Genomic DNA, 4,330 nt, shown 5'->3' with positions numbered 1-4,330 from the left:
TTTCCGGCGGGAATATCGCCAACGTCCGGGGCGTGTCTCATCTTCAGGGTGCGCCTGTAATGGCATCGGACCTTCGTGCCAGTGCCTCCCTTGTGATTGCAGCCTTAATTGCCCAAGGAACCACTGTTATCAGTCGTGTTTATCATATGGACCGGGGTTATGAGACCATTGAAAAGAAATTTGAAGGTCTGGGCGCAGATATTAAAAGAATTTCATCCTGACAACTCCCATCCAAGGAGGGCATAAGTGGACATAAGGCATAAGCTAACCCTTGCGCCAATGCTCTTTATTTTCCTCTCCTTTGCAACCGGTGCCATAGCAGGTAGTTGGGCACCGGTTGCACCCTGGATATATTTTATTACGGTGTGTCTGCCTGCCGCAACTATCTTTATTCTTTTCAAGCCTGATAAATTTATTTTTCTATCATGCCTTGTAGTTTTTAGCTTGACTGCATTGCGCATGGCAGGCATCTGCGCTCCAGATTATTCTGATCAACATGTCATCAGGTTTTGCAATGGTGAAACTTACCGGATTTCAGGTATAATTAATTCTCTTCCTAAAACAGATCCAAATAAAACCAGATACACCATAAATTGTACCAACATCGGTGGGGATACCGCTGTTGGAAAATTGATTTTAACCATATATCATGATCCTTTAAAACAACCTGTATCATCCTTGCGCTTTGGAGAACATATTGTCGTTAAGTCAAAAATTAGAGCCATACGAAATTTTTCCAACCCCGGGGGGTATGATTATGAATTTCGGATGCGTCTTGAAGGTATCACCGGCAGCATTTACGCAAATTCGGACACCATTTTACATACAGGCAGGGTTGACGGCAGTTCATTTGCCCGGGGCATGCGATTTCTGCAAAGGACCCGGGAACGCTTTTCCAGCAATGTTGCAAAAGCCGTCCAAAACACAGATGAGAGGCCGCCTGATTTTTTCTCCAACCAGGCCGGGGCTGTCCTTACAGCACTGGTTACAGGGCAAAAAGAGATGATTCATGAAAAAACCCATGATAATTTTTCCAAAGCAGGTCTTTCTCATATTTTAGCTGTCTCGGGTTTGCACATGTCTCTTGTCGGAGTTGGTTTTTTTTCTGTTTTTATATTTATATTAAATCAGCACTCGTCTCTTGTCATAACAGGCCATGCAAAAAAAGCAGCAGGCATTCTCACGCTCTTGCCTTTGACGGCCTATGCTTTTTTTGCCGGGTTCTCACCATCGACCCAAAGAGCGTTGATCATGACAGCGGTCTTTTTAACCTCTTTTCTCATTGAAAAGGAAAAAGATTCTTTAAACACCCTTTACTTTGCCGCAAGTCTAATTCTTTTTATTGATCCCGGGGCCTTGTTTTCCATCTCTTTTCAGCTCTCATTTGTTTGTGTTTTTTTTATTATCTCGGGCTTTATGTTCCTTGGACGGACTTTGGTCATACCCGAGAATAAATGGATTAAAAGAATTTGTTCAATGATTTTGACAACCGTGTTTGCAGGGATCGGCGCAGCCCCTGTGACAGCGTTTTATTTTAATATATTTCCCATGGTCCAGGTGGGGACGAACTTTGTCATGATTCCTGTCATCGGTTTTTTAGGGCTTCCCCTGGGATTGGCAGGCCTGATGTTTATGGATTTTTTGCCTGGCCTCTCCCACCTTTTTTTAACTTTAGATATCCACATTCTTTCATATTGTCTTCAGGGTATTCATTGGATTGCCGGTTTCAACTGGACCTGGGCCAGGGTCATCACACCACGGCCAATTGAAATTATAATATATTATGCACTGATACTTTGCCTTGGATTTGCAATCATGGAAAAGAACAAGGGTGCCATATACCTGACCTTTCTTCTGACTGCGGCCGGTATGGTATCCACAGGCCAGGGAATGTTGAAAAGATTTTATCCGGGAAAACTTGTGGTGCACACCCTGGATGTCGGGCAGGGGAATGCCTCTGTTATCGTTACGCCTGACGGAAAAACCCTGCTCATTGATGCCGGCGGATTTGGCTCAGGTTCCAGTTTTGACACCGGCCGGTATATTGTGGGCCCCTTTTTATGGAAGAACTGGATTTTATCTCTTGATGCCGTTATTCTGACACATCCGGACAGTGATCACATGAATGGCCTTTATTTTATTTTTGAAAACTTTGGGGTCAGACAATGGATAAAAAATCATGAGATGCTCTCATCTGTTTTTTTTAAAAATCTGATGGATATCGCTGAAAAAAAAGATATTAAAATTTATGTCCCGGGTCCTGACCCCTGGCGGTTTTCGTGGGATCAGGTTAAAATAAGTATTCTTGGCGGAAAAAGTCCGCAATTATCTGATAACGTTAATAACAACAGTCTTGTTACCCGACTTGATTTTTTATCCTTTTCCATGCTCTTTCCAGGCGATATTGAAGAAAAAAGAGAAAGGGAACTTATACATGCAGAAAATTTTAGTCTCAAATCAGATATTCTTATGTCCCCCCACCATGGCAGTTGTTCCAGTTCAAGTGAACTTTTTCTTGATCAAGTCAGCCCGTCAGGAGTTATAATATCATGCGGTTATATGAACAGACATAAGTTCCCCTGCCGGAGGGTTTTCCAGCGGTATCTGCAAAACAGGATCTCAATTTTTCGAACGGATCTGATGGGCGCTGTTACACTGCAATCTGATGGTATTGGTTATACCATTAAAACCCATAGGAAATTTTAACGCGTGTACTATATTTATTTTTCTTTTATTTTTATTTTATCCGGTCTGATGTTCTTAGAATGCAAGCGTCAAAGCCTTCCTAAATGGTGGGCTGCCATTGTCTTTGCAGCGCCTGTAACCACCCCGTATTTCATATTTAAATCCGGAAAAGGTAATCGTTTGATTTTGTTTTTGATTTTCATACTCTGCTTCTCCATTGTAACTGTCGGCGAAATTTTTATCTATTCCAGAATGAAGGCAACATATAAATATGATTCCTTACCGCCTGTTACCCGGCAGCTTATCCGTTACCGTGAAATCCTCCAACAGACTACCCAGAACCTGGACAACGCTTTAATTGAACTTGAGCAGCAGTCCAAGGTTCAGTCAAACCTAGATAAACTTGAGCAGACCATTGTATTTATAGGTCAACTTCGCCAGATCATGCTTGATAATCAGGCCGCAATTAAGCAAATGGTTGAATTTGTGGGGAGTTATAGGGATTTCTTCACCCAAAAGGATCTGCAATGGGTGTATGAAATCAAAAGATTTTACAACAACCGCATCGTGATTGCGCACCTTGAAAGCCTTGAAAACTATCTGGATAATTTTGAAACCCTGCTGCGCTTCTGTTACCGGAATTTTGACGCCATAACCAAGGCGGAAAGTACAATCCATCTAAAAAATTATGATGAATATTATCTGCGTTACCGCAGGGCTGTTGACTCCCACAATCGGTTTAACGTCAAACGCATTGAATTTCAGAATGACTTTATAAAAAGACACCCTGAAACCAAGGCCTATCTGCCGACCGAACGTCAGACAAAAGCTTTCCGGCTCTGGGAATAGGGGGATGTTCCCAAATATTTCAGGAAAGGCACCACCACCGTGTTCTTGTTGCCTCCGGACAGATCATAGGTAATATTGACAATCGGAACCCCGACGTTTTTTTCAATCTGTGAGGCCATGGCCTCGGTGAGAAGACCCGGACAGCAAAATGTCGGGTTGACGGCAACCAGAAGGGCTATATCCGGATGTTCATTGACAATGTAGTGGATCTTGAGCAAGTTATCCATGGACTCTCCGGTATGTTCCGGCAGCATGCCGTAGGTTTCAAGGATATGTTCATAGGATGCGTTTACCTTGAGTTCTGTTTCATTGAAAAACGGCGCAAAAAATGGATAATATTTTTTTTCCATTGTTTTCACGGCTGTTAGAAGCGCTTTGTTTGAAATCAGGCTTAAGTATTTGCCCTCCTTGAACCATTTTTTGAAATAGGCATTGGCGATGATCTGAAGATACTGATAATAAGGCGTGGTTACCACTTCTCCGCCATTGTCCTCAATGAACTGGATCAGATTCTGGTTCATTATCCGGTTGTCCCTGACATACAGATCCCCGAAGATTCCCACCTTGGGCCGTGTTTCTTTTTTCACCGGGATCTGTTCAAAGACAGACATAATCTCCTTAAGGGCTTTTTCCTTTGATCCGCCCGTGAGAAATGCCGTGCCCATGATTGCACCTGCAGTGTGCAACGCCTCATTGGTCTGTCCCTTGTTTATTTCATATGGACGAATCTTGCAGCCGATGCTCCTGAAAAGTCCGCCAAACATATATGCAAAATAGGTGTTGGTGGACGCCTTAA

At 43.0% G+C, this 4,330-nt stretch carries 3 protein-coding genes and 2 pseudogenes; 3 read left to right on the top strand and 2 right to left on the bottom strand.

What is annotated here, in order from left to right; translation table 11 throughout:
* Positions 1-221: pseudogene (locus AB7U36_RS19520) on the top strand (UDP-N-acetylglucosamine 1-carboxyvinyltransferase); the annotation flags it as partial.
* Here the strand turns inward: AB7U36_RS19520 and AB7U36_RS19515 are convergent.
* Positions 213-470 carry a hypothetical protein gene (locus AB7U36_RS19515; RefSeq protein WP_428161309.1) on the bottom strand — a complete coding sequence of 86 codons (258 nt, stop codon included), beginning with the start codon at positions 468-470 and terminating at the stop codon, positions 213-215. The pseudogene AB7U36_RS19520 and the gene AB7U36_RS19515 sit on opposite strands and share 9 nt — an antisense overlap.
* On the opposite strand from AB7U36_RS19515, the gene AB7U36_RS19510 reads away from it, so the two are divergent.
* Both AB7U36_RS19510 and AB7U36_RS19505 read left to right on the top strand, forming a co-directional pair.
* Positions 364-2,706, top strand: coding sequence for a DNA internalization-related competence protein ComEC/Rec2 (locus tag AB7U36_RS19510; RefSeq protein ID WP_428161308.1), 2,343 nt, complete (start codon positions 364-366; stop codon positions 2,704-2,706). The two genes, AB7U36_RS19515 and AB7U36_RS19510, sit on opposite strands and share 107 nt — an antisense overlap.
* 231 nt (positions 2,707-2,937) lie before the next feature.
* The gene (locus AB7U36_RS19505) at positions 2,938-3,534 is read left to right on the top strand and encodes a hypothetical protein (protein ID WP_428161307.1); all 597 of its coding nucleotides are present in this window, start codon (positions 2,938-2,940) and stop codon (positions 3,532-3,534) included.
* Here the strand turns inward: AB7U36_RS19505 and AB7U36_RS19500 are convergent.
* Positions 3,504-4,330, bottom strand: a pseudogene (locus tag AB7U36_RS19500) (acyl-CoA dehydratase activase); the annotation flags it as partial. The gene AB7U36_RS19505 and the pseudogene AB7U36_RS19500 sit on opposite strands and share 31 nt — an antisense overlap.

This window comes from Desulfobacter sp. (assembly GCF_050177295.1).
The sequence above is the reverse complement of the archived record's forward strand: the minus strand, read 5'-3'. Positions and strand labels throughout refer to the sequence as shown.

Bases quoted from the DNA above. Each gene is read 5' to 3' on its own strand.
- AB7U36_RS19515 (WP_428161309.1), bottom strand. From the start codon at position 470: ATGCCTGCCATGCGCAATGCAGTCAAGCTAAAAACTACAAGGCATGAT.
- AB7U36_RS19505 (WP_428161307.1), top strand. From the start codon at position 2,938: ATGAAGGCAACATATAAATATGATTCCTTACCGCCTGTTACCCGGCAG.